Raw genomic sequence first — 25,247 nt, 5'->3', positions numbered from 1 at the left:
CTTGATGAGACTAGAGCTGCTGCTAGCGGGGCTACAGCTGCTGCACGTTGCTGGGTGGAGTGCATACTTCGCCCTGACCAGGATGGTTTATAGCGGGAGTAGCGAGTACCTTGTCATGCTTGCTGCTGCCGAGACTATACCTACGATAGCGGGTGTTCTGGGCGCCATACTTGCTGAAAGACTTGGGTATAGGCCTATCTTCCTCCTAGGCATTGCTGAGGGATTGTTCCTCTCGCTAACCGGTATCTGGCTCCACAGACCCGAACTGCTCTGGCTTGCTGCCCTCATAGCTAGCTTCTCCTGGAGCCTCGCCGGGCCACAGATTCTGGGCTACGCCCTCACCGTGTCGGGGCTTAGCGCCCGCTCTCTCGGCATAGTGCTTGCTGGAGGCACAATTGGTTGGAGCTTGGGCGGCGCAGCTGCACCGATACTCGCCGCCTACGTCGGCGCAGACGTGGTGCTAGTGGTTTCAGGCATTATTGTAGCCGCGATATACCTAGTGCTAGGTTTGATGCCGCAGGCTAGGCCTAGCAGGAAGGGAGGCAAAGGACTGACGAGACTGAGATACTTTGCTGTCGCCATTATACCAGCTAGCCTGGCCTTTGTGGGCACCGAGATAGTGGGCACAATATACATGGCTAAGCTCAGCGTGGAGATGGAAAGACTGGGCTACGCCTTGGGCATAGCTCTGAGCGGCTTCATAGGTGCCGCTGTTAGGCCCTACGCTGGCAGCCTCGTAGACCGCATTGGGGAGGCTCGTGTGCTCCCACTAGTGCTCATATTATATGCCGGCTACATCCCGCTACTAGCATCAACCCACGGCCCAATCTTCATGGCCGTCTGGCTGCTTCCACTTTACCCTCTCTTCGACGTAGCCATCTACAAGTATGCCGCAAGACTCGTAGGAGAAGCCATGGGCTCCGCCGCCGTATCATCAGCCTACAGCATTGCCGGCATTGTACTTCTGTCAGCCGCAAGGCTCAGAGGTGAAACAAGCACCTACAACGCACTAGCAGTAGCAGCATTCCTCGCAGCAGCCACAGCTGCAGCTATAGGCTCGAGGGTTGTTCCAGAAAGAAGCCACGGAGAGCACCTTATAAGAGGCCCCGTGGAGAGGGGAGCCGGGGGGTAAGCCATGGTTGCAGCGCGCGACCCAGAAACAATGAGAATTGTGTACCAACGTGTACTAAACAAGCTTGTCTGTAGAAAGTGTGGAGCGCTAAACCCGCCAGGTGCAAAGAAGTGTAGGCGCTGTAAGAGCAAGAATCTGAGGCCGAAACGCGCGATGATAGGTATGAAGAAGGGCTAACCTCCCTCCACCTTCTCCGGCCTACTCCTCTCCAGGATCCTCTTAGCACCCTCAACAACATAGAGCGTTATTTCTCTAAGCTTCCGAACATCCCTTACACAGTCAGCTTGAACATCGTACACCACAGTTATGAAGCCCTCGTAGTCTAGGGCATACTTGTATGTGGTGCTTGTGAAGTTCTCCTCAAGGATTACGCGCAACCCCTCACTCGTAGGCTCCACGTCCAAGGGGGCCGCGACGCGGAGGCTTCCCGTATCCCGGTCGAGAGTGTATACGAGGCCTATCTCACCGTATTTTTCGTCGGAGAAGCTCGCGACTACACTGTCCCCCATGCGGCGATATGGGAGCCGGAGCAATCTAACCATGGTCTCTAGCTCGGAGAGATCGGAAACCACCAGGCCACACACCCCCTCTAGGCTAGAGCTTGTGGTTCCAGCCCTTTACTCTTTAGGAGCTTTTCTAGGAGTTCTAATAGGGCGGCGTATACTCTCTCAAGATCAGCTCTAACAGTTGCCCCTGCTGCTTGCGCGTGTCCTCCACCGCCTCCCCCGAACATTGAGCCTAGCGGCTCCATTATGTCTCGACCCAAGTGTACATCTAGCTTCTCCACGATGCTCTTGCGAGCCCTCCCAATGACTCGCACCTCATCACCATGCTCGGAAACTATGAGCGCCATGTCTGCACCCAGGTCGAGCAGCGCCCTGGCTACACTTGACTCGTAGGCTCCAACATTTGTAACAGCCACTATGTAGTCGCCAGCACGTAGCGCATGCATTCTCTTGGCAGCTTTTATCCTAGCTATCCTCTCGGCAATCTCCATCGGCGGCGACTGGAGGGCACGCAGCACCCTCTCAAGACTGGCACCAGCCTCCATGAGTTCAGCTGCTATTCTCAGTGTACGCGCTGTAGAGAGGACAAAGTGCCTTGTATCATAGACTATGCCTGACAATAGGACTTCGAGTTCCTGTCTTGAGAGATTCACTCCGTAGATGTGGCGAGCCATCATGTATACTATCTCGGCGTTAGCCTTAGCAGATGTATCAACTATGGCTAAGGCAGCCTTCTCCGCCAGCCTATTACTCTCATGATGGTCTATCACTACGAAGTCTACCTGTAGCACAAACTCTGCAAGCCTGCCAAGCTGCTCCGGCGAAGCCGTGTCAACAACTACTGCTAGCGCAGACTCTTCCGGGGGCTCATCCTCCACATCTGCAGGCTCTACACCGAGTATCTCGCGGGCAACCCTTTTACTCGGTTGGCTAAGACCCTCAGGCAGTACGAGCCTCGCGTCAAGCCCACGGGAGCGGAGAATGTTGCGGATAACGTAGGCTGCGGCGAGGGCATCAGGGTCGGCGTTTTTGTGGCCGGTAACCACTATAGGTGTGCCAGCATCCTCAGCTAGCTCTAGCAGCTCCTCCGCCTTCTCCCTTAGCCAGTCTGGAACGTAGCCTGCGCTCGAGCCACTTTGCTGCAGCGTCAATAGCCTCAGCCACCACCTCGTCATAGGATAGGGGCGCTATTAGCCTACCAGTAGCCCTCACATCAATTAGTATTTGGAGGTTTCTACCGTCCGGCGAAAGCACACCCTCAACAACTATATCTAGCTCTTCCAGCCTCCTGCCAAGCCTCTCCTCAAGCTCCCTGCTAAGCATCCTTTCAACCTCTCCAAGTATCTCCTCTAGCTCCTCGAGGCTCAGCGGCTTCTTGCCAAGCCCGACGTCTATAACCCTCGGCAACGACTGGCCCCTACACATAACGGAACGGGAGACACAGAGCCCGGGTTTAAGGGGTATTCTCAGCTAAAAAACACGTACTGTCTGCTCACCCATCCTCCTAGGAACTCGTGGGGAGATACTAGCTCGCTCCTGCGCCTGCCTGCTTGCCTAGGGCTAGCTTCGTCTGTAGCTCCCTTATCTCCTTGGCTAACGTGTCTAACTGTTTCCTAATCTCCTCCTCCTGCTTCTTAAGCCTCTGCAGCCTCAGCTCCAGTATTTCGAGGCGGTCCTTGAGCTCCTGGAGCAGCTTAGCCCGGTCAACCCTTACCATTACGTTTGCCTCCATCCGATATACTGGTGCGTTTTCACCAGCCTCCTCGATGAGCTTTATTGCGCGCTGTGTTTCGGCTATCTCGCTCTCCACCGTAGCCCTCTCCTGCAGTATCTTATTGTACTGTGCTTGTAGCGTCTGTAGCCGGACAAGCTTGTTCTCCAACTCGGGGGGTAGACGCTGCGCCAAGGCCCTACCCACCTGTAGCCGCAACCACCTCGACTGTTGTCGCTGCTAGGCTGAGATAAGTGTTTGCCAATGTACGTGCTGCAGCTAGGTCACGTGCCTCGAAACAGACTACTAGTTTGCCAGGCTCAACACGTACCTCTACACGGCCTCTCCGCGGGTCTGGCGGGTTCCTAGCCTCGACATCTAAAGCCCTAGCTACTGCCTGCAGCGCCTTCTCCTCCGGCAGCTCTAGCTCTATGCAGCCTGTAACCCGATACATTATCCGCTACCCCCGCGAGCCTCAGTAGGGGGCCACACTGCCGCCCAGAACCAGTACATAGGAACCTTATCTCAGCCACGTAGTCATCCCTGCCAGGCGAGATGACAGCTACAACATCCACGACACGATGTGCTCTCTCAAGGTCGAGTATAAGCTTCGCGTTAAACGCGCGTATCAGTGTGTCAGCAAGTACTGCTAGCTCCTGGGAGCCTGATTCAACATAGACGCCAAGGCTCGAAGTTCCATATGAGCGTTGTGCTCCAGGAGTCTCCCTCGACAATCTAACGCCTCTAAGTAAAAGCCTAGCAATAAGCTTAAGCTCCATGTCTGGTGGCTCTACAGGCTCGTAGACGTTTATAGAGCCTGGATTACCCTTCCATCCAGCAACTATGACGACGCGGTTTGCACCAATACTGGCTGCCTCGTAGTATAGATCGCGCATAGTGGCCTTACCACGATTGATTTTAACCGCGTTTGGCAGGACCGATGCCAAGTCCTTGACAAAGCTCCTTATACGCTGGGTTGGACGGTGAGAGGTGGTCACCAGGATCCTATAGCTGGTTACACGCTTTTCCAGCACCATAGCCCATCAGTCCAGAAGTCCCCGCTCAGCTGCCGATATCACTGTAAGACCAGGTAGGGGTAGAGCTTTCTACATGGAAAGAAGTCGGGCTTGGGGCTAGTCTTCGCGTATGACTACTCTCGGGAAGTGCTTGTTGAGCCCGCTTCTGGGTACGTAGGCTGCACCAGCCCATACGGCTCCGCACTTTGTGCATGTCCATATGCCTACGCTTATCCTCTTGACGTGGCCCTTAACCCCGCAGAATGGACACTCGTGGTCTGCATAGCGGCGCTCCATAACCTCTTTCCAGCGCTTCCTAAGGGTCGAACCGTAGCGCGGCCCGAACCTGCCAGCAATGCCTACGACGCGCGTCCGCCTGGCCAACGCTGTTCCCCCGCCACGGCTCTAGGAGAGCCAACTTATAAGCCTTGAAGGTCTAGTCCCGCTCCTCCTCGTAGCTCTGTTCAACGGTCTCCTCGCCAGCGGACTCAGCCTGCTCTACAACTTCTTCATGCTCCCTAGCAGGTGCCGGTACCGCTGCTGCAGGAGTAGCCCCAGCAGCCTGCTCAGCTAGCTTCTTCTCGAGCTCTGCACGGTAGGGAACAACCTTCTCCTCAAGAGCTTTGAGGTAGACTTGAGCCTTGTTTAGCGCTATAGCTACCGCAGTGAGTACTTCCTTGTAGGTGAGGTCACCCATACCTGTCTTCTGTATACCCGCAATCCTGCCATCGTCGCTAACCGCTACTACGAGCCTTGTATCGGCTACCTGCTCCTCCTCATAGGTCGGGTCAACTATGAGCCTATTACTCAGCTTTGCTATCGTTACCGTTACAACCTTATGGTTCACTGGCACCAAGCCTGTAAACTTCGACCTATCCACAGTGTAGCCGTCCTCGGTCTTAACTGCTGCTGGCAGCCGTGTAGTCATGAGTGCAGCCATTGCTGCCAGCATAGAGGCATCAAATAGGTTGCCGTCATGGTTTAGTATGTAGAGATCCACATAGAGCCTCCACACATGCTTACCCGGCTCCAATACAAGCTTATCCAGCGCAACAGCCTTGATTTCTCGTAGACTTCTATCAATAACTCTTGCAAGCTCAATAGCGTTCTCGTCTGGTGGGCCTGGCTCAAAGGTTGGCGATGCCAGCGGCACGAACTCGGCGTGAACTACTAGCACAGCCTCATTAGGCGTATCGGGGAACGGGGCAACGATATCAGTCTTAACTCCCGCTAATACAACTGTCTGGCCGAGCTTGACTAGTGCCGAGCCCTCAGCCCTATCAATGTAGCCCGGCGTTATCTCTACCGGCCTTGTCTCGTCCAGCTTCCTACCGTCAAGCCTAACGCCGCGCGAGAGCAGCGTCTCCATAGTATGCTTCTTGAGCTTGGGAATAACTGGTTGGAATGAGGGCGTGATACTCATGGCTTATGCACCCTCCTCAACACTTACCTCGACATACTTCTTGCGGAGAGCCTCCTTCTGGAGGTTGTAGATCACTTGTATACCCTTCCGGGCAAGCTCTAGCGCCTTTACAAACTCGTCATGGGTTAGAACACCGTTAAGCTGTAGGAGTAGAACCTTATCCAGGCTCGGCGCCATTGCTACCGGCATGTCTGCCTCTGCATAGTTATCCTCGATTTCGTCTATATCGAGTACCAGGACTCCATCAACTTTCCCCACTGCAACACCAGCAACGAGATCCCTCATAGCTATACCTGCATCAGCTAGCGCTAGGCTTGCAGCTGTTATCGCAGCAGTCCTCGTGCCGCCATCGGACTGCAACACCTCCATGTAGACATCGATGGCTGTGCGAGGATATAGCTCGGAGATAACAACAGCCTCCAACGCCTCACGAATAACCTTTGATAGTTCAACCTCGCGCCTTGTCGGTGCTGGCGTCTTCCTTTCAGCCGTCGAGAACGGGGCCATGTGGTAGCGGCACCTTATGATGGCACGGTCTGGCAGCGCTACATGTCTGGGATGAGCTTCACGAGGCCCATAGACGGCTGCTATAACCCTGGTGCCTCCGTACTCTACTAGCGCCGAGCCATCAGCATTGCTGAGGACACCAACCTCCATCCTTATGGGGCGGAGCTGCTCCGGCAGCCTACCATCATGGCGGATAGCTACTTTCTGGCCGTCCCGCTCCTCCCACCTTATAAGGGTGGGTTTCTCACCGGCACCGCCAGCCATGGGTTATACACCTCTCCTACTCCTCTCCCTCCTAATGAACTCCCTAACCCTTTCAGTGAGCCCCGTTGTATGAGCCTCGGCTTCAATCTTCTTTATTGAGAGTACTACTATCTCTTCAAGCTCCCGATTAGGGCATTTAACTAGTATCCTCCCATTCTGGCCCACGAGTACCTCGCAGCCAGTCTCCTGCATAATCATGTTCACCATTGAGCCCTTCTTACCTATAACCCTGGGTACACGGCTGGGCTTAATCTCGACAATGGAGCCCTCGACTATGCGGCCGAGCCCCTTACCCTTGATTGTTAGTAATGGATCCCTTGCGCGGTCAAAAGCTACTATCTTGGCGACAATGTAGTCGCCTACATCGAGGTACTTCTTCAGGCTATCGGTTGCGGGGTTAAAGGGGCGATCTAGTACCTCCTGCACAGTGAGTATGCCCTTGTAGGGCGAGGCGATGTCTACCTCCCAATGAGTGAGCCCTATATCCCTTACAAGCCCTATAACTATGTCGCCTGGGCGGGGTATGTAGGCTCCCTCGAGTGGTATAATGGATACCTTGAACTTGCCATCCTCCTGCTGTACATTGGCAAGCCCAGTTATAGTAGCGTAGTACTTTAGACCTACACGCTCAACAAAGATGGACTCCACTACCACATCCTCGCCCTCAGCCAGGAGATCCCCCGGCACAACTATGCTCCTATTCTGCACATATATCCTGGCCAAGGCCCTGCTACACCACGCTCACAATCTTAACATCCACATTGCCTTGCGTGAGCTTGTTAAGCTTGTCTATAACCTCCTGCTGAAGCCCCGCGGGTATCTCCAGCTCCGCTACGAGGCTCCCATCAGTCCTCCAGTCCATATGCTTTACCTCCCCCAGCTTCTGCAGTGCACCAGCAACTCTCGGCGAGTACTCGGGCGGCACAACTATTCTTAGAAGCGCCTTAGCAATCTTTATCGGGATAATCCTGCTTATAGCCTTGACTATGAGCTGGGCTTGCTCCTCTACACTCTTAAACGGGTCTACACCTACGCCCGCCTGTTCCATAGCAGCCTCTATCCTAGCGGGTGGAATTGGAAGCTTGGTCTTCGGGTCTATGGCGTTGCGGGCTATGTAGCTTATAATCTGTTTCTTCTTTGCCTCTATCAGCCTCCTCCTCTGCTCGGCAGTGAGCTGTAGTTCTCCACGACGTACAATCTCAGCCGCAATCTTTACCACGTCATCAGTGCCGAAAACCTTGCGTAGGAGTTCAGGTGATGCTCTCAAGCCTCGACGCAGATCAGTGTAGACAGCGTCGCTAATAACCATGTCCTCAAGGCTAACCTGCTTCCCTTGCTTATACTCAAAAGCAAGGTCCGGGTTTACGAGAACCTCGAAACGCTTACCTGCAACCTCAAGCCTCGCAACTACAGGCTCGTGCTCGCCCCTGCCCTTCCGCGGCATTCTCTAGGCACCAAGCTTTTCTATATACTTTAATAGCTCCTCTTTAGTCAGTTTCCTAAACCTCCCAGTCCTAGTATCCGCTACACCAACCTCTAGGGTTTCCGGCGTAGGCTTACCCTCCATTACAGATGCTACAGCCCTTATGCCCAGGAGTATTGCGCCCTCAACATCTATGTCGTCCCTGTACTCGCGCTGCAGGATCTCTATAGCCTGGCCACCACCCTGGCCAAGACCATGAGCCTTATAGCTCATGTACTGGCCGCTCGGCTCTGCAACGAATAGCTTGGGACCACTATCATCTACACCGACTATCAGCAGTGTCACACCGAAGGGTCTCACGCCACCATGCTGGGTGTAGAGCTGCATTAGGTCACAGATCTGCCTGGTAAGGTACTCAACTGGTATCTTCTCGCCATAGATGAACTTGTACTGTATCGCTAGCTGCCTAGCATAGTCTATCAACACGCGACCATCACTGCCGAACCCTACAAAACCAGCTCCTATATGCTCGTCAACCATGTAGACCTTCTCCAGCTGCTCAATATCGATTAGCGGGCTTGTCTTCTTCTTCTCAGCAACGATCACCACACCGTCGCGAGCCCTAACACCCACCATCGTCCAGCCACGCTTAGCAGCCTCCATAGCATACTCTACCTGGAATAGCCGGCCATCAGGAGAGAACATCGCTGTACTACGGTCATACCCCATCATCGCTGGTGGAGCCGGGAACGACACTGCACATTACACCTCCAATCAAGCCGTAAACCCAGGCCTACGCGTAAAAAGCCTTACCTAGGCTATAAAGCGTATAGCTACACTAACCACCATCCTAGTGCTACTTGGGGGCCGGTGAAGACGAGTCCGAAAACCGTAGAGCAACAAGGGATGCGGAGTCTTCTCGCCCCAGAGGCCCCCAGCACTCCAAGACTAAAACCGGAAACCTGCGACTTACTGTATACCAGGTGGCCGGGGCCTCTCGGGTGCCGCCGGGCCCCCAACAGGGCGCTGTGGACGCCCAGCTGGATGAGGGGGCCTGCGCTCCTCTACCCAGCACCTGGGTATGATGACCGCGTCCTTCGTGAAGAGCTTGGGGAGCGATGACTGGAGGCCTCATTGCTGACCACTTTCCAGGCATAATAGCGGGGTAGTAGTGTATGCCAGGCCGGGACCACGCATCGAGGGTGCTGCGTGTACTGCGAGAGTCTAGCCAGCGCGGCCGGGGCTGTCTTTCACTGGCAACGATAGCTGCTAGGGCAAGGCTCTCCCTGAGCGAGGTTAGAGAGGCACTTGACGAGCTTGAAGCCCGTGGCATAGTCCTAGTCTCCGGTGACATAGCCTGCTATACGGGCTTCGAGTCACAGCCCGAACCGCTGGAGCGTGGCAGTCTCGTCGAAGAGGTCCTCTCTAGGCTCCGCGGCCTTCGAAGAGTAGTTGCAAGCGTAGTGAGGGTCTCCAGCATACCACATGTAGACTATATAGTTGCTAGACGCGACGGCATAGTATTTGCAATTCATATAGTTAGAATGGGGGAGGCAGGAGAAAGACTTGAAGCGATAGCTGCCAAGCTTGCTAGGCAGGCTAGGAGAATTGCAGAGGGTAACTATGCCCTGGAGCTGCTTGTGAAGCCGAAAATCGTTGTCCCAGTACTAGCCGCTAACCATGGAGCGCCAAGGCTTGTTGAGGGTGTCGTGTTTAGACCCGCACAGAAGCTCGAGGAGCTTATTGTTGATCCATCACCCATACTCTCCGATCCACACGCTAGGTATTATGAGGCTAGGCGAGATCGACAGTTTTAAGCGTGGCTAGTGAAGCTTCAACAATATCTTTTACCTTTTCGAACTCTTCGCTCAGAATCTTTGGGTCTGCTCTAGTTATTGCTAGACCTCTCGCTATCTGGCAGTACTCCTTGGTTTTTGCTGCTTCCTCGTAGACTCCTATCCTCCTGCACACCGTTACTATCTCCTCCTTATCCATGCCAGCCAGGGGCCTTATGAGGGGGAGGCGCAGGGGTAAGGCCTGGGCCATCGCTTTCATGTTTTTGAGGGTCTGGCTTGAAACCTGGCCTATACTCTCGCCTGTAACCACCGCGTCATATCCGTGCTTCTCGGCTATTAGCTGTGCTGCATAGTACATTGCTAGCCTTAGCACTATCTGCTCATAGCCTCTCCTAGTGTTTGAAGCTATCGTTACTGTTACCGGCCTAAAGTCTACGAGGAACAGTTTTGGCTTATACCCGTAGAGCCATAGTTCTGCTAGCCTCCTACCGACACGCTCGGCATCCCTGGCTGATGCTGGAACAGCTAGTATGAAGTGGAGAAGGTCAACCTCGACGCCCCTCTTAGCCGTATACCATGCCGCAACTGGAGAGTCTAGGCCGCCGGAGAAGAGAACGAGAGCCCGGCCCTCAACGCCTACGGGGAGCCCGCCAGGCCCAGGCCTCATGCCCTGGTAGACGTAGACTTGGCGTCCTCTAACCTCAACGTATACCTCCACCTCGGGTTTCTCTAGGTCTACGCCCGCCGAGTAGGGGTAGAGCTCTGCGCCTACACGCCTAGCTATGTCCAGGCTTGTGAAGCCCTCGACACCACTACGCCTGGCGCGCACCGCGAACTTGCGCCCTTTCACCCATTCAGCCGCGATTTCTCGTACCCCTACCGCTATCTCGTCGAGGCTCCCACTGTGCTTGAAGCTGTAGGCTATTGCTGCGCCGTGGACACCGAAGACTCGGAGCAGCGTATCCAGCGCCTTATCGTAGTCGCTGCAGTCCCTAACTAGCAGCCTTGCATACTCTATGGCGATACTCTTGCACGACACATTATTGCGGCTAAGGGCATCATGGATATTCTCAACTAGTCTCTGCTCAAACCTAGGCCTTGTACGCTCTGACTTCAACACTATTTCGCCGGAAAGCGCTGCAAGTACCAGCTTTTCATACTCCACGGCCTAGCTTACACCCCAGGCTCGGGACACATGCACCCCTTGCGGGGCTTTAGCTCTACGTTCATGAACTCCATGTTATACGTATCAACTATTATCATTCTTCCCTTATTTGAGCGACCAATCCCCGTTACAAGCTTTACCAGCTCCATCACTACTATGCCAGCCACAATACCCACCACGGGGCTAATTGCTATTATGCGCTCTGGCGTACGTAGAAAAGGCGGAAGTAGACACCGCAGACAGGGCGTCTCACCAGGTACTACAACTACAACCTGGCCCTGAAACCCATAGACACCAGCATGGATGTATGGTTTACCCGCCCGATACGCTGCCTCGTCGAGAATTAACCTCGTCTCCCAGTTATCAAGCCCATCAATAACCACGTCCACGTCCTTCACAAGCCTGGACGCCGTCTCCGGCGTTATACGCTCCCTAACAACAACAACCTCAACATTCGGGTTGAGACGGCGAAGCTTCTCAGCCGCCGGGTAGGGCTTCGGCTTACCAATATCCTCAGTCCAGTAGAGCACCTGCCTGTTAAGATTAGTAATGTCAACATAATCAGCGTCCACTAGAACAAGCCTACCAACACCAAGCGCAGCAAGATACATAGCCTCGAACGATCCAAGCCCACCAACGCCAGCGATTAGGACACTTACATTCTTAAGCTTAGCCTGGCCCCCAATACCAAACAGTGGTAGCTGTCTATCATACCTAGCCAGCTCCTCGCTGGACAACTTCTCGCCGGGCATAAGCAGCACCCAAAACCAGCCAGGCCCCAACTAGAGCCTCTGGGCATACACAACCCGATATTCCTGACGGCTGCCAAGTACATCAAACCTACAGAACACCACAACCTACAACTAGACACTGATTACCATCTTGTTTCCATCTTGCCAGTATGGTTTCAAGCATCGAAGCTCAGCTCGTCGTGAGATCTTCATCGCACATCTGGGCTCAGACTGGGACGGCATCATCACAGTCTTTCTCCTTGTGAAAAGTGCTAGGATATTTCTTCCAGGCTTTTAGCTTCCACTAGTTTTGAAGCTCGCTGCCTAAGCCGCCTATCCTCTGTTACGAGTATCAGGTTATGCTTTTTCCGCTAAAACAACATATGATGCGTCGTATACTGTCAAGCCTAGCTCATGTGCCCTCTCCACTATCTCTAGCTCGCTGCCCCGTGGATCTAGCACGCGCATTAACCCTGCCAACTCTGCTATAACCTCTGCAAGACCTGCAGCCTCCTCACGGATCAGTCTGTGAAGCAGCATCGCCTCCTTCCACACAGCATTAAGTGCCTCATAGATTGTAAGCCACTGGATATAATTGTCCGCTAGCAGCTCCAGCCTTATCCTTCTTAATAGCATAGATTAGCGATGATGCATCGAAGAGCAGACCTTTGCCCCGCAAGACGCTAACGTTCCTCACGATCCCTCCTAATTAGCTCCACAATTTCTTCAACATCAATTTTTTCCAGGGCGCCTCTCAGACCGTTAAGCTTCTCACGAAGTAGCTGGAGCTTCCTCCGCTTAACCTCCTCCTCTATAGCCCTTCTTATAACCTCAGAGAAGTCTATACCGAGCCTTTCGGCCTCCTCTTTAAGTTCGCGGCGTATCTTAGCAGACACGGTCACATACCTATTCACCGGGTAGACCACCCAGGTAGGCAGCTATCGGTAGCCCAGTATAAACCCAGCACATGCCCAAGGAGTGTGTTACCCATAATTTAGCCTGAACCAGGTGTAGGTGCTGGCTGAGCCCCTTTGGCACGGGTTTGTAGCCCCTATAGCAGCAACGCATATTGCAGGGCGTCCGTTGCGCTACTCCCCGTCGCCTCCGTCGAAAACCATGGCGTTCTCCCGTTAGCATCCGACGTCCTGATCGCCGACTGCGTAGTACAGCGCGTCAAGACCTCAGTAGAGGGGGCCGACGGTATTGCTATTCTACCAGTCATCCCATACTCTGTCTGCGTGGAGCACGAGCCCCCGCGGCTCGGTGTGCGTCCCAGCGTGTTCATAGAGTACCTCGTAGACCTACTAAACGAGATCCTAGCATACACGGGATCAGTCGTCATAGCTGTGTTTCATGGTGGTGCCTTCCACGCAGCCTACATCGCCGCCAGATACGCTAGGAGGACAACTGGGAGACCCGTGCTAGTCTACAGCTTCTGGCAGGTAGTAGAGGATACACTACAGAAACGCTACGGGCTCAAGCCAGGCATACTTCACGCCGACCCCGTCGAGGCAAGCATACTGCTAGCCTGCGGCTACAAGGGATCCTGGCTGAAGGAAGAGAACATAGACACCGTACTGAGCATCCTCCACAGCTCAAACCACAGAACACCCATCCAGCCATGGATAGCCGAGGACGTCCCAGGACTGTACCCAGACCAGCCAGTGCCAGCGTCACAAGAGCTGGGCGAGACACTTCTGGAGGAGGCCGTAGCAGAGCTAATCTCAACAATTAAAACTACAGCCAAGAAACCTCCCGGGGGGTAGCTACCATTTATTTTATGGCTAGGAGTTAAATGGTAATCTTGCTATTTGTGGTATACTATTATCGACGCCAACCTGGTGTGCTAACTACTTGTTTGTAGGCTATTGACAGTCTCTTTATGAGAGTTATTAGGGGATTGTTTGTGTAGCGGGCGTCTGGCAGTGCTGCCACGAGTACTGTGGTGGAGCCTTGTTCTATGGGTTCGGCTTGTAGGCCTAGGAGGCTCGTGCAGCCCAGTGTTGCAGCATAGAGTAGTGAGCGGGCATACTCCTCCACTTTGCTTCGCATCATTGGCCTCCACATCATGTATGCGTGGGAGAGCTCCTCTGCTATTGATGGTGGAATCCACGCAGCGTTATCCGTGCCAAGAGCAACTGGTACTTGCTCCCCGGCAAGTTGTGGCAGCACCTCTAGGGGTGGCTTGCCAACGCCGTGGAAGCTGTTGGACCTCGGACAGAACACCGGGAGGACGCCAGCAGCTGCTAGGGCTAGAACCTCTTTGGGCTCGAGGTGAGTGAGGTGTACCGTGGCCGTTGGCTTGGCTTCTAGTGCTAGCTCGTAGTCGCGCATTTCTCTGAGCTGCCTGGTCTCCGACACGTGTACATGTAGGCTTAAACCGCGCCTACGCGCCTCGGCAGCGAGTTCCGCGAGTTCGCCGGGGTTGAGGTCAAATACCGTGTCTAGCCCAGCGCCTCCATAGGCTTCTAGGAGGTATTCATAGTCTGGTAGTGTTTTGCGTAGGGGTTGCGGGAGGAGCCTCACCCTTAGCCCAGAGCTTTGGAGTACCGTCGAGACGAGCTGTGCGCCGCTAAAACCCATCTCGGCATAAGCTCCGAGGTAGAGTATGCCCTCGTCCTGGAGCCTTGCTGCCAGTGTTCTAAGGGCGGCTTCTAGCTTGGCCTCGCCCAGGGCTTCGAGGAGCTTGTACTTGAGCCCGGTTGGGTGGGCCACAAGGCTCTCTAGGGGCTTATCCTCTCTAGCCTCGGCCAGTGCGTAGTCTAGGACATGTATGTGGCCGTTACAGAGCGGCGGCATTATGTAGCCTGGAACCGCGCTGCATGGCCTTCCCGGGCTGCGGGAGGCACCTACACCGACGACTATGCCTTCCTCGTTGAATTCTATGCAGGCGGCCCGCAGCAGCTCGAGCTCGCTACCGGCAACTACGTAGTCTGCACAGATGCAGAAGCCTCTACTGGATCGTGACTGTCTCACCTTCAAACCTTGCCTCCCTAAGCATTTTCAGCCTCTTGGCCAGCTTTACTGCTGCCTCAACAGCTCTCCTAGCATAGTCGTCCACGCGCTCCAGGGCCTGCACACGGTTCATGCCCGGGCCAGATATGCCTAGAGTTACGGGCTTACCATGCTTCTCAGCGAGGTCCATTAGCTTCCTAGCTACTTGGTGTGCTATCACCTCGTCGTGCTTTGTAGCCCCGGTTATTATTGCACCCAGCGCAACCACAGCATCCACATCATCCTTTATCAGCAACTCCTCTACCAGTATCGGCATATCGTAGGCTCCGGGAGAGTAAACAATGTACGTTACAGTTGCACCACGGAACCTGGCATAGCTCAGCGCACGCTGGAGCATGAGGTAGGTCACGTCATAGTTGAATTCCGCTACAACAAATGCAAGCCTCACATCAGCTGCAGACACTGCTCTCTACACCCCGTAGCCCAGTGAGCCTTAGGCCTTGGCGGGGAAAAATGCTTGGCTAGCCATACCCGCCCATTATAGGGCCTGCATCAGGATAGCCTTGACGCCTACCTGTACCAGCACGTCTCACTAGCTCCTCGGGCCTGCGGAGTAGAAGGTAAAGGTTCTCGGCGTGCTTCCTAGCCCTGTCAGCCGCTATTCTGTAGAGCTCCTCTTCGCTCTCGGACTCGTCCTCGTGCACAGTAACGTCTATAATGTGGCGGCCCAGCTCGAGCTGCACCAGCTGGAGCGCGAGAGAGTATACTGCATAACTTATCTTGTCAACCAGGCTGCGTCCAACCCAGCCAAAAACCATGCCTGCCTCGCAGCCCTCACGCTGCATCAGCGTCTTGATCTCAACCGGGATGTCCTTTATCCCCGGCACCGTCCTACGGACTATAACTGCGTCAGGCATGAGGTTTTGGAGAACCTCTATCGCATACCTAGCCATGTCTATTCTTGCAAAGGTTGTATCGACAATACATATCTTCACCACGACGCTCCACCTCTGCTATAATCTCACTCCCCTCCACCAGGGGGTAGCCCTTCTCCCTAGATACCCTGCGGGCCTCCTCCACGCTCAAAGCCTCGCCACGGTCGAGCATCTCGACGATAACCGTTGACGGTGTCATCCCGGCAAGCATTGCAAGGTGCAGGGATAGCTCGGTGTGACCGCGTCTCTCCCCGAGCCTTCTTCCAAGCAGTATCGGCACATGACCTGGCGCCATGAAGCTCTCGTAGAATAGCTTACGGGCCTCCTCAACCCTGCCAGAATATATGAGGTTCACAACCCGGTCCAGCTCGCGTATTGTGAGCGCCCTATCCCTGTCCCGTATCCCCGTCCTGGCCTTCAGATGGTTAACCCATAGCGAGAAGGCAGGCTTATCACCGTAGCCTAGGGTGCGCTCTGCAAGCCTGCCAAGAGGCTCGATACCAGCAAGTATGTCGGCTATGTAGCGGAGGCCAAGCATCTCACCAGCTGGTAGCGGCATAGCGTAGCATATGAGGCCGCCTGCCAGGGTTCTCATCTCATATATCTTGTCGACAGTCACGTAGGATGCATGGATAACATAGTCTACCTCGTCCTCCCTACCATAGTCATCGTGGATTAGGACGGGGATACCCTTCCGCATAGCCTCAATTGCCTTGTCTAGTTCGCCCATTACGCTGCGCCCCCGAAGCGAAACGTCTCCATTGCTGCCCAAGCCGCTCCTTAGTGTTCTGCACTACACACCCCTCCCGTGGGGAGGGTAAAGAGCCTCTATGGCTAGCTACACGAGGCCCTTCGCAGCTAGCTCTCGGAGCTTACTGGACAGACACGGCTCCACTAGGGAGCTAGCTAGCGGCTCCCCACGTCTATCCACTACACGGTAGACTACGTGTACACAGCGGCCACAAGGGCACAACTCTGTACAGACAAGCTGCAGCCTCGGCGACTCGCGGGTATCACGGAACCCAGTACCTACCGGGTCCTCGAAGAAGCTCCGGCCAGCGGCGAACACGTAGGGTGTTATCGTTGCGCGTACCTCGTCTACAAGCCTGCTCGAGAGCAGGGAATAGTTGAGCCTCCCACCACCCTCCACGAGGAGCCTCTCGACACCATACTCTACAGCTAGTATCTCCAGCGCCCTAGCAAGGTCTACTACACCGTTAGAGCCGACAACATGTACCCTCACGCCACGCTCCTCTAACTCCCTGGCTCGCTGTGACTCAACCGCTGTAAACACTATCACTGGCGGCTCAGGCTCGCGCACCAGCCTCAGCGACGCTGATATGCGGAGCCGACCGTCAACCACTACTCTGTAGTACTTCTCGCTTCTAGGCTCAAGTCTCTTGCGTAGCGAGGGATCGTCCAGAAGCGCCGTATTGGCACCTATCATCACGGCGTCTGCTGCGCCGCGGAGGAGGCGGAGCCGCGCGAAATCGTATGGGCAGCTGAGCACACTATAGCCCGTCGATGATGCTAAGCGACCGTCAAGAGTCATCGTGGAGAATATGACGGTGTAGGGCCTCCGCAGCGTCATAGCAGTCTCCTGGGAACAGCTAGCGCCTTCTTAGCCCTCTTAATGGTTCCCGTAGTCCTAACAGGCACCAATAATACTCTGCGGCCACCAATGCTCCGCACCAACCCCATAGCTGCGAGCACAACATACTTGGTATCATTTGTTGCTCTAACAATGCCAGCACCGCGAACATGGTCATAGTATACGAGCTGGAGCCTCGCAAGTGCCACCGTTAGCTGCCCAGCAAGCCTCTCAACAGCCCTAACAATAGCCTTCTCCACTTCTTCTGCCTGCGGGGGAGAATCACCCTCATACACAACGTAAAAGGCTATGTAGCGTCTCCGCCGGCGCCTTCTAAGCCTCTCAAGCGCATCCTCAGCCTCGATACTCTGGAGAGCCGTGCTGAGGGACCTGGAGACAAACCCCAGCTCTCTCAATACATTATTGAAGGACTCTTCTAGCTCGCCAAGCCTAGCCCGGAACTCTCCAAGGGCCCCTGTCAGCCCCGAGACACGGCGGTTGAGGAGGTAAACTAGCACCAACAATACCGCAACAATACCCATAAGTATAGCCTCCCACAACGTCACGGCGTAGAGTCACCCCTCGCTAGCTAGGGACTTGAGAGCCTTTAGCCTAACAATACTGCGTGGATATCCAGTCACGGCTAGCTTAGCAATATTCTCAGGGAGCCCTATGGAGACTAGTAGCCCCCTAACAATGGCGGGATGCCATAGTTCCCAGGCGCTCCTAGCACCGGAGGTAGCAACGAATACAGCCTCGTAGGCTGCAGCCCGGCGCGCAATAATCATGAGCCCCCTCAGTGCTGAGCGTGGATCCCCGCCGTATAGTAGGGGGAGAAGCCTAATCTCGACCGCTGCACCACCCTCGCGCAGCATTTGAGCCTGACTCTTATCCATATAGCGCGCCATACCTGGCGTCAACTGTAGAAGAGCTACCCTCGGATCCCTAGCCGCCAGCCTTGCCGCCTCGGCGGTCTTGGGCTTAACGACTACAATGTTGTAGAGCCTGGATGCTCTCCTCACAAGCTCTATGCCACGCTGCCAGTCCGATATCTCGAGAGTTACACGCGTATAGGCCTCAACACCCTCCTCCTCGAAAACATTTACTAGCTGCCTAGCCACGCTAGGGTCTCCATGCTCCACAGCGACACAGCCAACACCCATACCCTTTAACAGCTTAGCCATACGCCTAGCTTCGTTAACGCTGGTAGGCGCGACGTTAAGATCGCAGGCCCTCACGCCAGCAGCCCCAGCTCACCAAGTACGCGTGCTACTTCTTCAAGCTTGGGCGAGCCCCGGAGAATAATCACTATATGCACCACGTCATCACCATCGTAGAGTCTTGCATCGCCGAGGAAAGCATCTTGTTTGCTAAGCCTAATGTACATTCTGCCCTGTCTCTCATCATACCTATCACCAAGCATTGCACGGAGAACCCTCTTCTCAGTATCACTAAGCATCGATGCCAGATGCTTGATAAACTCCTCTGCATCACGGTCCCGGAGCCTGAGGCGTATACGGGTTATAGGGTTGCCGTGGTGGCCTTCGAGAACCTGCTCTTCAAAGACAGCCTTATCATGAACACTCTCTGGTAGTAGGTTGAGTACTGCCTGCTTAACCCTCCCAACATCCTCTGTCGCATGTGCATGCACTGATATCTCTACGCCAACGACGCGTGTAGGTATCCGAGACAAGAGCGGGCCACCACGCAGAGGAGGATGTAGGAGACATCGCCGAGTACTCCCCTGCCTCTCCGAGATAAAAACTGGGGGCTAGCCATATAGAATGTAAGGTAGCACGGCTCGTAGAGAGCTACTTTAGGTCTCCCTTGTGGTACTTTTCGCGTATCTCGTCTGGAGCAATGAGCCTTGCACCGCGGTGTGCCTCGTGGCGCTTCTTGAGTTTGCGCTCCTTCTGCTTCTTCTTCCACTTGTACTTGTGTGTACCGCGTAGGCCACGTGTCTTCCTCAGACCGCGCATCTTCTTGCCTGCGCTTGTTAGGCCTCTGAATACTCTGCCGCGGTGCTGCTTCTCGCATATCCAGCCCAGGTCCTTGTCTCTGCATACTGCTGGGTGGCTGCGGTCAACCAGTATGACTTCGTACCACTTGTACTCGCCGTCCTCGCCAACATAGTAGCTGTTGAGGACCTCCATGTTGGGGTACTTGCGGGCCGCCCTTTCCTCAGCTATGAGCCTTGTAGACTTTGCAGGAGCGTAGCCATAGACACCCATCCTCTTTGGCCTACGACCCTTGTTTGGCCTCGGCCTGTTCAGACCACCCTTCCTTACGCGCACCCTTACGACGATAATGCCCTGCTTAGCCTTGTATCCCAGCGCCCTGGCGCGGTCAATGCGTGTGGGTTTCTCGATACGCACTACGCTTGGCTGACGCCTCCACTCCATTATCCTCCTCTTCCACAGCTCAGCGAGCTCCGGAATGTCGTGACGCTGCTTCCACATCTCCCGCAGATAGTGGTATAGACCGCGCGCCATTAGCGTTCCCCTTCCAAGCACCCAGAGGAGACCAGCTAGCATGCTAGGCCCTATTAAAAGCGTAGCTAGGCCAAAAGCTACGTACTGACTGTCCTCCGAAAGACAAGGTTGAATGGGCTCCTGTACGGCTTGTAAGGCGTAGCCTTTACAGGATCGCTGACCGCTTCCACGAGCTCCCAGCCAGCACTTCGAGCAAGCGTTACAAGCTCGCGGAGCGTGTAGATTCTAAATCTGAACTCGACCTCGTCCAGGTAGCGTAGATCTTTACCCTCCAACCTATAGAAAGTCCATTTGTTTGTTACCACACTCTCTACGGGGTCGAAACGGGGCTCTTCAACAACTACAAGTTCCTCATCCACCATGCTGAGAGACGCTGACAAGCCGCAGATACCCTGTCTCAAACCGACGTTGTCATAGCTAGCAGTATTGGCTATCACGAGCAGGCCACCGGGACGCACGTGTTTTGCAATGTTTCGGAGCGCAAGTTCGTCGCATTCCTCGGAAAGAGCATAGCCTATTATACTGGTCCAGGTCATGTATGCAGCGTCAAACATCCTATCTCCAAGCGCGGCATCAAGATCATATACGTCTCCTAGAACCAGTTCAACTCTATCCTATAGACCCGCCTCCTCAACCCTTCTCCGGCCATCCGCGACAAATACCTCTGAAGCCTCAACACCAGTTACCCGGTATCCACGCCTAGCCAAGGGGATGGCTACACGACCGTTACCAGCACCGAGCTCCAAGAGACTAGAGCCAGCATCAACACCATTCCGCTTTAACATAGCAGCTATAGCTTCAGCCTCCTCCTCACCCCGCTCCCATACACTATCCATTACCTTGAGGAAGAGCTTGGCAGTCTCACCACGAAACATCTTGCCAAGGCCAGGCTGCCAGCACTCATGCAGCATGGGGCATCCCGAGGCCAGCAAGTAGTTAGAATACACACTTCATAGATATACTTCTTTTTATTTTTATATTTATAGACACCGGGAATAGCACTGACGTTATAATAGCTTGAGAGAACGAGCCCGAGACCTGGTGATGTAACCTTCTAAGCTCGTCTAGACGAGAAGAATCCCGTAGGGGATGACGATTTGCCCGCATTTCCGAGGCCGGCTAGCATCATGCCTGGAGCCCATGGGGAGAGTGCGCCCCGGCTGACCCCCTCAACCTAAAGATGCGGTTCAAAGCTCGATGTTTAAATCACATGATATTCTGTTTCTAGCTAAGGATTCTCTAGCTCTACGCCTAACCCTTTTTTGCAGCTGCAGCTACGACTTTTATCACATCGTCGTCCTGGAGTATGTAGTCTTCGCCTATTCTCATCTTTGTCCTCGCGTTGACTGCATAGAGGAATGTTTTGCCCAGGTCTGTGTGTATCATGTATGCTAGTTCTCTTGCCGTGGTGCCGCGCGGGACGAGATATGCGTCGGGCAGTATCCTACCTTTACCGTCGGTGTACTTGTTGGGGTCTTCAACTGGGTATACGACTATCATGTCTAGCAGTTCGAGGAATGTCTTGTTTATTGCTTGTTGTACTCCCGTGGAGCCCCACTTTTTGAGGACCCGCTCCCTGATGTATTCGAGTGCTTTGAGCTGCTGCCTGGACAGCTTGTCCTCAGCTATTATCTCGAAGTCACTGTCGCCCGGGATGTACTTTATCAGGCCTGCCCTGGCAGCCCGCCGTAGCGCCAGTTCTGCTGCTGCGCTTGTGGGCACTACAGTATACTCCTTGAGCTCGCGCTGCATCCGCTTAATATTGTCCTCTGCCTCGGGTATGTCGGCCTTATTGGCAGCTACAAGCATTGGCTTGGAGAGACGCAGCCCTCTAACGAAACGGCGTAAATCCTCGTCACTCCACGATGTCAGGCTCTTCCCTGTTAACCCAGCATATTCTAGGGCCTCTTCGACATGCTCTTTCCTCACGCTGAGCCCGCTAAGTCTCTGTGCAAGAGCTTCAACAGCGTTTTCCCCGGTTGTTGAGACGCGGAGCGCGAAGCGTTGCCAGTCGCTCTTTATTATCCCGTACATCCACTCTTCGAGTTCTACCTCGAGCCACCTAACCTCCTCTACTGGGTCATAGGTGCCAGGAGGGACCGGGTTCCCAGCTGCGTCGGTTGAGCCTGCAGCATCAACAACCAGTATAATGGCGTCTGCCCGTCTTATCGCGTCTAGGAACTTGTTGCCAAGACCCTTACCTTCGTGGGCGCCCGGTATGAGGCCTGGTATGTCCACCAGCTTTACCGGTATGAACCTCCAGCTATCAATACAGTAGCCCGACGCTGGTTCGCAGCGCGGAAGCCCTAGCTCCACGTGGATGCAGCGCTTACGCACATAGCCTACACCGGTACTCGGCTCTAGTGTTACAAATGGCCTATTGCCTATCTCTACTGTTGCCAGGGTTGCAGCAGCAAAGAATGTTGACTTACCTACGTTCGTCTTACCAACTATGCCAGCTATCCTCTCTGGTGGCGGCAATTTGGCGACACACCCAGGTTAGCGGGTAGGAGTAAGCTGTAGGGAAGAAAAGTGGAGCGAGACTACTCCATTAGCATTATGTATAACATCATATCGATAAGCTATGTGCCTTGAATCGATGGTTAGTAGTCACCCACTATCTCGTCGTCGCTGAAGAATACCTTGTACTCACGTTCATAGGACTCCTTGCTGTCGCTAGCATGTATTACATTAGCGCCAATGTCTAGGGCGTAGTCGCCCCTAATGGTGCCCGGCGGTGCCTTTCTACCGTCGGTTGGGCCTATCATTAGCCTTACAACCTCTATAGCACTGTCACCCTCAAGTATCATTGCTACGACGGGCCCACTCGTGACAAAGTTGACAAGATCCTCGAAGAACGGTTTGCCACGGTGTACCTCGTAAAGCTTCTCGGCTTCCTCCCGGGTTAGCCACTTCATCTTGAGAGCCTTTATCTTGAGGCCCTTCCTCTCAAACCTGGCTATTATCTCGCCTACGAGCCCCCTCTTGACACCATCAGGCTTTATCATGACGAACGTACGTTCTACAGGCATGGATTTCCTCCACCAAGCGCTACCCATTGGAAGCTGCGGGATAAGTGCTTGATGCTACCACTGGAGACCTCTAGGCCTTTAAGCTAGTAACTCCACGATATGGACAACAGTGCTTCTAGCGCGTGGTGACAAGCATGCCAGTCTCAGCTGGCTTGGCTGCTATTGCTGCAGCCGTCGCATCCTGGGCTTTAGCACCTGCTGTTATTAGCCGCGCATCATCAAAGACAAGTATTGATCCTTGGGCGTTTAATGGCTGGCGCATGCTCGTAGCTCTCGCAGCTACGGCACCACTTGCATGGCTGTGGGAAGGGTTTCCCTATACAACCCCTTGGCTTGACCTTGTGTTCCAGCTAGGCGTCATTGTTGGCGGTGTTGTTAGCACCCTTGCAGGGGACAGCTTGTACGTCTACAGTATTAGCAGGGTTGGCGCAAGCGTTGCCATGCCAGTCTCATACCTCTTCGTGATATGGACAGCACTCTACGACTACGCCTCCGGCGCTATTGGCCCTCTAGCGCTTGCAGCTGCAGCACTCGCTCTCACCGGTGTATGGCTAATCGCCACCAGTAGAGGCGGCAGAGCTGATGTGGCTGAACGCGAAAGGCTCCTAGCCGTACTTGCAGCTCTCATAGCGTCGTTTGTATGGACTGTGAGCATGTACGCATACGATGCTGCACTCAAGAGAGCTGGCTACCTCACCGTGGCGAGCGTGCGAGCAGCATACTCCGTTGCCGTCCTAGCCCCGGTTATGGCACGATGGAGTGCAGCTCGACTCGTGGCTGGCGAGATCGTTGTGGCTGGGCTGCTTGGCTATGTTACGGGCGGCATAGCCTTCCTCTATGCCCTAACGCTCCTACCAGTCAGCATAGTCAGCATAGGTATAGCGCTTACGCCGGTGCTAACCCAGCTACTCTCATCCATCTTAGCCTCGGAAAAGCTCACAACAAGACTGATCGCTGGGGGCCTATTGGTGCTCACAGGACTAGTCCTAGCAAGCCTAGCGCATAGGTAGGAGAAGCTGCCCCTCTCCTTTGGAGATGGCTGGGAAAAGACCCAGCTAACGGCGTAGCTGCGTGTAGCGCTCGGTCCACTTTAGCTTCCTGGGATCGCGACCCATCCGCCAGAGCTTGAAGCACTTACTGCTGCAGAACCATAGCACACTACCATCATTCTTTACGTACATTAGGCCGGTGCCTGGCTCTATTGAGCGGCCACAATAAGTGCACGTATGCACGACTGGCATCTACTCATCACCTCGCTACGCCGCTCCTCTACCTCCTCCTGCCAAGTCTCCTAGCTTCGCGCTCTGTCTCGCGGAGTATAACTATGTCACCCAGCCTTACTGGGCCAAGAACGTTCCTCGTGAGTACTCGACCCTTGTCCCTGCCCTCAAGAACTCTTACACGCACCTGTATAACCTCGCCGTGGACGCCAGTCCTGCCGATTATCTGTATGACCTCTGCAGGATAGCCTATCTCCTCTATTATGTTGAATTCTTTCTCCTTGCGTTGACTCAACCTCGTCCCCCAGCCAGCTAGCGGCCGGAAGAAACGGTTAATAAAACTAAGTTGGTTGCCGGGCTGTCTCCTGGACGGCGCAGCTGACCGCCATGCGGCTACCCACGCTGTGCAAGCCTTTCCCAGTATGCATGGGTGACCCGTGCATTGCTGGGCTATGCAGCCGCCTTTACTGCTGGTGTACTGTTTGGGGTTAGCGATGTACTTGTACGGGCTGCCTCGGCACGGCTATCACCGCTGGCAAATCTCTTGCTAAGCCTCCTCATAGGTACGCCGCTGCTATGGCTGACTGTGGCAGCCACAAACTCTTTTACGGCGGATAGGTCTGCTCTTCTTGCCTATGCTGTAGCTGGCCTTCTCAACTTTGTTGTTGGGAGACTCCTCTTTTACGTCTCGATATCCGCTATCGGCGCTACAAGCGCTGCCGTGGCCTCTAGCCCCACCGTGCTCTTTTCAGCGCTGCTAGCCTGGGTCTTCCTCAGAGAGCCCATAGACGCTGAGAGGGCTGCAGGGCTCACCGCTGCGACCCTGGCAGTCTACCTTGCTTCCAGCAGACCTAGCGGGAGACCGTTACACGGTGAGAAGCTTGGCCTAGGTGTTGTTGCAGGTATTGCTTCAAGCCTCGTCTTCGCCTCCTCAACATTACTCGTACGCTATGCGGGAGGCTACTCGGGCGGCAACCCGGTACTCGGCACAGCAGTCTCCTACACCGTAGCGCTCCCCATCGCCGCCACGCTAGCAGCCGCAGCGGGCAGACTCAAGGAGATTACGGGACTCACGCGACACCACATATTCATGGCTTCGGCTGCAGCTAGTGTCGCGTTTGCCCAGCTCCTACGATACATTGCCCTAAGCATAATCGAGGTAGCCCCCGCCGTCATACTGATAGGTCTATACCCACTTCACACTCTCCTCCTAGCAGCAACAATCCTGCCAGGAGAAGCTGCTGAGAAGCCAACAGCCCGCCACGCAGTAGCAGCTACGCTAGCTGTTATAGCCGTAGCACTAGCAGCTTAAACCCCGAACAAACTGTGACAACTGCAGCCGCCCTCA

At 54.5% G+C, this 25,247-nt stretch carries 37 protein-coding genes; 6 read left to right on the top strand and 31 right to left on the bottom strand.

Features of this window, described 5'->3' with window-relative positions:
- Positions 1–4: 4 nt before the first annotated feature.
- Both HBUT_RS03010 and HBUT_RS03005 read left to right on the top strand, forming a co-directional pair.
- On the top strand, positions 5–1,132 hold the full coding sequence (locus HBUT_RS03010) for an MFS transporter (RefSeq protein WP_338034158.1): 1,128 nt from the start codon (positions 5–7) through the stop codon (positions 1,130–1,132).
- 3 nt (positions 1,133–1,135) lie between these two features.
- A complete protein-coding gene (locus HBUT_RS03005) occupies positions 1,136–1,309 on the top strand; it encodes a 50S ribosomal protein L40e (protein WP_011821757.1) in 174 nt (57 codons plus the stop codon).
- Here the strand turns inward: HBUT_RS03005 and HBUT_RS03000 are convergent.
- From HBUT_RS03000 to psmA, 12 genes are all read right to left on the bottom strand, one after another.
- Positions 1,306–1,704: a hypothetical protein gene (locus HBUT_RS03000; protein WP_011821756.1), complete on the bottom strand. Its 399-nt coding sequence runs from the start codon at positions 1,702–1,704 to the stop codon at positions 1,306–1,308. The genes HBUT_RS03005 and HBUT_RS03000 overlap by 4 nt on opposite strands.
- A gap of 17 nt (positions 1,705–1,721) precedes the next feature.
- The gene (locus tag HBUT_RS02995) at positions 1,722–2,789 is read right to left on the bottom strand and encodes a DHH family phosphoesterase (RefSeq protein WP_011821755.1); all 1,068 of its coding nucleotides are present in this window, start codon (positions 2,787–2,789) and stop codon (positions 1,722–1,724) included.
- A complete protein-coding gene (locus HBUT_RS02990) occupies positions 2,704–3,045 on the bottom strand; it encodes a hypothetical protein (RefSeq protein WP_011821754.1) in 342 nt (113 codons plus the stop codon). The genes HBUT_RS02995 and HBUT_RS02990 overlap by 86 nt, the downstream gene beginning before the upstream one ends.
- A gap of 118 nt (positions 3,046–3,163) precedes the next feature.
- Positions 3,164–3,544: a prefoldin subunit beta gene (locus HBUT_RS02985; RefSeq protein ID WP_011821753.1), complete on the bottom strand. Its 381-nt coding sequence runs from the start codon at positions 3,542–3,544 to the stop codon at positions 3,164–3,166.
- A gap of 4 nt (positions 3,545–3,548) precedes the next feature.
- On the bottom strand, positions 3,549–3,803 hold the full coding sequence (locus HBUT_RS02980) for a KEOPS complex subunit Pcc1 (protein WP_048061411.1): 255 nt from the start codon (positions 3,801–3,803) through the stop codon (positions 3,549–3,551).
- Positions 3,736–4,386, bottom strand: coding sequence for a Brix domain-containing protein (locus HBUT_RS02975; RefSeq protein WP_011821752.1), 651 nt, complete (start codon positions 4,384–4,386; stop codon positions 3,736–3,738). Before HBUT_RS02975 ends, HBUT_RS02980 begins: the two co-directional genes overlap by 68 nt.
- 96 nt (positions 4,387–4,482) lie before the next feature.
- Positions 4,483–4,749 carry a 50S ribosomal protein L37ae gene (locus HBUT_RS02970; protein ID WP_011821751.1) on the bottom strand — a complete coding sequence of 89 codons (267 nt, stop codon included), beginning with the start codon at positions 4,747–4,749 and terminating at the stop codon, positions 4,483–4,485.
- A 52-nt stretch (positions 4,750–4,801) separates the two neighbouring features.
- Positions 4,802–5,788 carry an exosome complex protein Rrp42 gene (rrp42, locus tag HBUT_RS02965; protein ID WP_011821750.1) on the bottom strand — a complete coding sequence of 329 codons (987 nt, stop codon included), beginning with the start codon at positions 5,786–5,788 and terminating at the stop codon, positions 4,802–4,804.
- 3 nt (positions 5,789–5,791) lie between these two features.
- Positions 5,792–6,559: an exosome complex exonuclease Rrp41 gene (gene rrp41, locus HBUT_RS02960; RefSeq protein WP_011821749.1), complete on the bottom strand. Its 768-nt coding sequence runs from the start codon at positions 6,557–6,559 to the stop codon at positions 5,792–5,794.
- Between the two features lie 3 nt (positions 6,560–6,562).
- Positions 6,563–7,282 carry an exosome complex RNA-binding protein Rrp4 gene (gene rrp4 / locus HBUT_RS02955; protein WP_011821748.1) on the bottom strand — a complete coding sequence of 240 codons (720 nt, stop codon included), beginning with the start codon at positions 7,280–7,282 and terminating at the stop codon, positions 6,563–6,565.
- Between the two features lie 7 nt (positions 7,283–7,289).
- Positions 7,290–8,003, bottom strand: a complete 714-nt coding sequence (locus HBUT_RS02950; protein ID WP_011821747.1) for a ribosome assembly factor SBDS — start codon at positions 8,001–8,003, stop codon at positions 7,290–7,292.
- Positions 8,004–8,006: 3 nt separating this feature from the next.
- A complete protein-coding gene (gene psmA, locus HBUT_RS02945; protein ID WP_083756398.1) occupies positions 8,007–8,711 on the bottom strand; it encodes an archaeal proteasome endopeptidase complex subunit alpha in 705 nt (234 codons plus the stop codon).
- 446 nt (positions 8,712–9,157) lie between these two features.
- Between psmA and HBUT_RS02940 the strand changes: the two genes are divergently transcribed.
- Positions 9,158–9,799: a hypothetical protein gene (locus tag HBUT_RS02940; protein WP_011821745.1), complete on the top strand. Its 642-nt coding sequence runs from the start codon at positions 9,158–9,160 to the stop codon at positions 9,797–9,799.
- Here the strand turns inward: HBUT_RS02940 and thiI are convergent.
- The 4 genes from thiI to HBUT_RS02920 form a co-directional block, all read right to left on the bottom strand.
- Positions 9,777–10,943 carry a tRNA uracil 4-sulfurtransferase ThiI gene (gene thiI / locus HBUT_RS02935; RefSeq protein WP_011821744.1) on the bottom strand — a complete coding sequence of 389 codons (1,167 nt, stop codon included), beginning with the start codon at positions 10,941–10,943 and terminating at the stop codon, positions 9,777–9,779. The genes HBUT_RS02940 and thiI overlap by 23 nt on opposite strands.
- Before the next feature lie 8 nt (positions 10,944–10,951).
- Positions 10,952–11,695: a HesA/MoeB/ThiF family protein gene (locus HBUT_RS02930; protein WP_011821743.1), complete on the bottom strand. Its 744-nt coding sequence runs from the start codon at positions 11,693–11,695 to the stop codon at positions 10,952–10,954.
- Positions 11,696–12,031: 336 nt separating this feature from the next.
- Complete coding sequence (locus HBUT_RS02925) at positions 12,032–12,310, bottom strand: PIN domain-containing protein (protein ID WP_011821742.1); 279 nt, start codon at positions 12,308–12,310, stop codon at positions 12,032–12,034.
- A gap of 47 nt (positions 12,311–12,357) precedes the next feature.
- The gene (locus HBUT_RS02920) at positions 12,358–12,588 is read right to left on the bottom strand and encodes a ribbon-helix-helix protein, CopG family (protein WP_048061410.1); all 231 of its coding nucleotides are present in this window, start codon (positions 12,586–12,588) and stop codon (positions 12,358–12,360) included.
- 117 nt (positions 12,589–12,705) lie between these two features.
- Between HBUT_RS02920 and HBUT_RS02915 the strand changes: the two genes are divergently transcribed.
- Entirely contained in the window at positions 12,706–13,440 is a 735-nt protein-coding gene (locus HBUT_RS02915) for a creatininase family protein (protein WP_011821740.1), read from the top strand.
- A gap of 58 nt (positions 13,441–13,498) precedes the next feature.
- Here the strand turns inward: HBUT_RS02915 and HBUT_RS02910 are convergent, their stop codons facing one another.
- The 13 genes from HBUT_RS02910 to ndk form a co-directional block, all read right to left on the bottom strand.
- A complete protein-coding gene (locus HBUT_RS02910; protein WP_228546783.1) occupies positions 13,499–14,650 on the bottom strand; it encodes an amidohydrolase family protein in 1,152 nt (383 codons plus the stop codon).
- A complete protein-coding gene (ribH, locus tag HBUT_RS02905) occupies positions 14,628–15,092 on the bottom strand; it encodes a 6,7-dimethyl-8-ribityllumazine synthase (RefSeq protein WP_011821738.1) in 465 nt (154 codons plus the stop codon). The genes HBUT_RS02910 and ribH overlap by 23 nt, the downstream gene beginning before the upstream one ends.
- Before the next feature lie 58 nt (positions 15,093–15,150).
- A complete protein-coding gene (gene ribC / locus HBUT_RS02900; RefSeq protein ID WP_011821737.1) occupies positions 15,151–15,624 on the bottom strand; it encodes a riboflavin synthase in 474 nt (157 codons plus the stop codon).
- The gene (locus tag HBUT_RS02895) at positions 15,575–16,294 is read right to left on the bottom strand and encodes a 3,4-dihydroxy-2-butanone-4-phosphate synthase (protein WP_011821736.1); all 720 of its coding nucleotides are present in this window, start codon (positions 16,292–16,294) and stop codon (positions 15,575–15,577) included. Before HBUT_RS02895 ends, ribC begins: the two co-directional genes overlap by 50 nt.
- Before the next feature lie 108 nt (positions 16,295–16,402).
- Positions 16,403–17,155, bottom strand: coding sequence for a dihydrofolate reductase family protein (locus HBUT_RS02890; protein ID WP_011821735.1), 753 nt, complete (start codon positions 17,153–17,155; stop codon positions 16,403–16,405).
- Positions 17,152–17,721 (bottom strand): Rpp14/Pop5 family protein, encoded by a 570-nt coding sequence (locus tag HBUT_RS02885; RefSeq protein ID WP_011821734.1) that lies wholly within the window; start codon positions 17,719–17,721, stop codon positions 17,152–17,154. Before HBUT_RS02885 ends, HBUT_RS02890 begins: the two co-directional genes overlap by 4 nt.
- Positions 17,722–17,730: 9 nt before the next feature.
- Positions 17,731–18,393, bottom strand: a complete 663-nt coding sequence (locus HBUT_RS02880) for a ribonuclease P subunit p30 family protein (RefSeq protein WP_011821733.1) — start codon at positions 18,391–18,393, stop codon at positions 17,731–17,733.
- A complete protein-coding gene (locus tag HBUT_RS02875) occupies positions 18,390–18,848 on the bottom strand; it encodes an RNA-binding domain-containing protein (protein ID WP_011821732.1) in 459 nt (152 codons plus the stop codon). Before HBUT_RS02875 ends, HBUT_RS02880 begins: the two co-directional genes overlap by 4 nt.
- A gap of 118 nt (positions 18,849–18,966) precedes the next feature.
- Positions 18,967–19,647: a 50S ribosomal protein L15e gene (locus HBUT_RS02870; RefSeq protein WP_011821731.1), complete on the bottom strand. Its 681-nt coding sequence runs from the start codon at positions 19,645–19,647 to the stop codon at positions 18,967–18,969.
- Positions 19,648–19,724: 77 nt separating this feature from the next.
- The gene (locus HBUT_RS02865; RefSeq protein WP_048061407.1) at positions 19,725–20,201 is read right to left on the bottom strand and encodes a hypothetical protein; all 477 of its coding nucleotides are present in this window, start codon (positions 20,199–20,201) and stop codon (positions 19,725–19,727) included.
- Between the two features lie 60 nt (positions 20,202–20,261).
- Positions 20,262–20,558, bottom strand: coding sequence for a class I SAM-dependent methyltransferase (locus tag HBUT_RS02860; RefSeq protein ID WP_011821729.1), 297 nt, complete (start codon positions 20,556–20,558; stop codon positions 20,262–20,264).
- A gap of 340 nt (positions 20,559–20,898) precedes the next feature.
- The gene (locus tag HBUT_RS02855) at positions 20,899–22,128 is read right to left on the bottom strand and encodes a redox-regulated ATPase YchF (RefSeq protein ID WP_011821728.1); all 1,230 of its coding nucleotides are present in this window, start codon (positions 22,126–22,128) and stop codon (positions 20,899–20,901) included.
- 122 nt (positions 22,129–22,250) lie between these two features.
- Positions 22,251–22,679 (bottom strand): nucleoside-diphosphate kinase, encoded by a 429-nt coding sequence (ndk, locus tag HBUT_RS02850; protein WP_011821727.1) that lies wholly within the window; start codon positions 22,677–22,679, stop codon positions 22,251–22,253.
- A 134-nt stretch (positions 22,680–22,813) separates the two neighbouring features.
- Here ndk and HBUT_RS02845 point away from each other — a divergent pair, with 134 nt between their 5' ends.
- Positions 22,814–23,689 carry a DMT family transporter gene (locus tag HBUT_RS02845; RefSeq protein ID WP_011821726.1) on the top strand — a complete coding sequence of 292 codons (876 nt, stop codon included), beginning with the start codon at positions 22,814–22,816 and terminating at the stop codon, positions 23,687–23,689.
- Positions 23,690–23,734: 45 nt separating this feature from the next.
- Here HBUT_RS02845 and HBUT_RS02840 read toward each other — a convergent pair whose 3' ends face one another.
- Both HBUT_RS02840 and HBUT_RS02835 read right to left on the bottom strand, forming a co-directional pair.
- Positions 23,735–23,920 carry a 50S ribosomal protein L24e gene (locus tag HBUT_RS02840; protein WP_011821725.1) on the bottom strand — a complete coding sequence of 62 codons (186 nt, stop codon included), beginning with the start codon at positions 23,918–23,920 and terminating at the stop codon, positions 23,735–23,737.
- 28 nt (positions 23,921–23,948) lie between these two features.
- The gene (locus HBUT_RS02835; RefSeq protein ID WP_011821724.1) at positions 23,949–24,194 is read right to left on the bottom strand and encodes a 30S ribosomal protein S28e; all 246 of its coding nucleotides are present in this window, start codon (positions 24,192–24,194) and stop codon (positions 23,949–23,951) included.
- A gap of 147 nt (positions 24,195–24,341) precedes the next feature.
- On the opposite strand from HBUT_RS02835, the gene HBUT_RS02830 reads away from it, so the two are divergent.
- Positions 24,342–25,211, top strand: a complete 870-nt coding sequence (locus HBUT_RS02830) for a DMT family transporter (RefSeq protein WP_011821723.1) — start codon at positions 24,342–24,344, stop codon at positions 25,209–25,211.
- Positions 25,212–25,247: the final 36 nt, after the last annotated feature.

The sequence above is a fragment of the Hyperthermus butylicus DSM 5456 genome (genome assembly GCF_000015145.1).
GTDB classification, from domain to species: Archaea; Thermoproteota; Thermoprotei_A; order Sulfolobales; family Pyrodictiaceae; genus Hyperthermus; species Hyperthermus butylicus.
The sequence above is the reverse complement of the archived record's forward strand: the minus strand, read 5'-3'. Positions and strand labels throughout refer to the sequence as shown.

Coding starts and splice junctions, on each gene's coding strand:
- HBUT_RS03010 (WP_338034158.1), top strand. CDS start 5: ATGAGACTAGAGCTGCTGCTAGCGGGGCTACAGCTGCTGCACGTTGCT.
- HBUT_RS03005 (WP_011821757.1), top strand. CDS start 1,136: ATGGTTGCAGCGCGCGACCCAGAAACAATGAGAATTGTGTACCAACGT.
- HBUT_RS02980 (WP_048061411.1), bottom strand. CDS start 3,803: ATGTATCGGGTTACAGGCTGCATAGAGCTAGAGCTGCCGGAGGAGAAG.
- HBUT_RS02975 (WP_011821752.1), bottom strand. CDS start 4,386: ATGGTGCTGGAAAAGCGTGTAACCAGCTATAGGATCCTGGTGACCACC.
- rrp42 (WP_011821750.1), bottom strand. CDS start 5,788: ATGAGTATCACGCCCTCATTCCAACCAGTTATTCCCAAGCTCAAGAAG.
- rrp41 (WP_011821749.1), bottom strand. CDS start 6,559: ATGGCTGGCGGTGCCGGTGAGAAACCCACCCTTATAAGGTGGGAGGAG.
- HBUT_RS02950 (WP_011821747.1), bottom strand. CDS start 8,003: ATGCCGCGGAAGGGCAGGGGCGAGCACGAGCCTGTAGTTGCGAGGCTT.
- psmA (WP_083756398.1), bottom strand. CDS start 8,711: ATGGGGTATGACCGTAGTACAGCGATGTTCTCTCCTGATGGCCGGCTA.
- HBUT_RS02940 (WP_011821745.1), top strand. CDS start 9,158: ATGCCAGGCCGGGACCACGCATCGAGGGTGCTGCGTGTACTGCGAGAG.
- HBUT_RS02930 (WP_011821743.1), bottom strand. CDS start 11,695: ATGCCCGGCGAGAAGTTGTCCAGCGAGGAGCTGGCTAGGTATGATAGA.
- HBUT_RS02925 (WP_011821742.1), bottom strand. CDS start 12,310: ATGCTATTAAGAAGGATAAGGCTGGAGCTGCTAGCGGACAATTATATC.
- HBUT_RS02895 (WP_011821736.1), bottom strand. CDS start 16,294: ATGGGCGAACTAGACAAGGCAATTGAGGCTATGCGGAAGGGTATCCCC.
- HBUT_RS02890 (WP_011821735.1), bottom strand. CDS start 17,155: ATGACGCTGCGGAGGCCCTACACCGTCATATTCTCCACGATGACTCTT.
- HBUT_RS02870 (WP_011821731.1), bottom strand. CDS start 19,647: ATGGCGCGCGGTCTATACCACTATCTGCGGGAGATGTGGAAGCAGCGT.
- HBUT_RS02865 (WP_048061407.1), bottom strand. CDS start 20,201: ATGTTTGACGCTGCATACATGACCTGGACCAGTATAATAGGCTATGCT.
- HBUT_RS02860 (WP_011821729.1), bottom strand. CDS start 20,558: ATGCTGCATGAGTGCTGGCAGCCTGGCCTTGGCAAGATGTTTCGTGGT.
- ndk (WP_011821727.1), bottom strand. CDS start 22,679: ATGCCTGTAGAACGTACGTTCGTCATGATAAAGCCTGATGGTGTCAAG.
- HBUT_RS02845 (WP_011821726.1), top strand. CDS start 22,814: ATGCCAGTCTCAGCTGGCTTGGCTGCTATTGCTGCAGCCGTCGCATCC.
- HBUT_RS02840 (WP_011821725.1), bottom strand. CDS start 23,920: ATGCCAGTCGTGCATACGTGCACTTATTGTGGCCGCTCAATAGAGCCA.